Here is a 350-nt window from a genome sequence, read left to right as displayed (position 1 = left end):
CGCGGCCGGCGGTAACGGGGGCGTCGGAGGTACGTTGTTCGGCGCCGGTGGCGTCGGCGGACAGGGCGGTCCCGCCGTGGCGTCCATCCTGGGTGGCGTGCCCGGGCAAGGCGGAAACGGCGGCAACGCCAACTGGTTTGGTTCCGGGGGCAACGGCGGGCAGGGCGGCACCGGTCTTACGGGGACGAACGGGGTTAACCCCACCCCCACTGCGCCGGCTGGTACCGGCGGCAACGGCACGGATGTCGCGGCAAATGGCAATGTCACCGGCGGCACCGGGAACCCGGGCTTGCCCGGTCTTACTCCCGCGCAGACCGGGGGCACCGGCGGGATCGGCGGGTCAGGTGAGT

Annotated in this window: 1 pseudogene; it reads left to right on the top strand. The window is 73.1% G+C overall.

The annotated features are described in order from the left end of the window. Positions 1-97 precede the first annotated feature (97 nt). Positions 98-350, top strand: a pseudogene (locus F0Q45_RS26985) (PE family protein); the annotation flags it as partial.

Source organism: Mycobacterium simiae (assembly GCF_008370645.1).
Classification (GTDB): Bacteria; Actinomycetota; Actinomycetes; order Mycobacteriales; family Mycobacteriaceae; genus Mycobacterium; species Mycobacterium simiae_A.
This window is presented reverse-complemented; position numbering and strand designations above follow the sequence as displayed.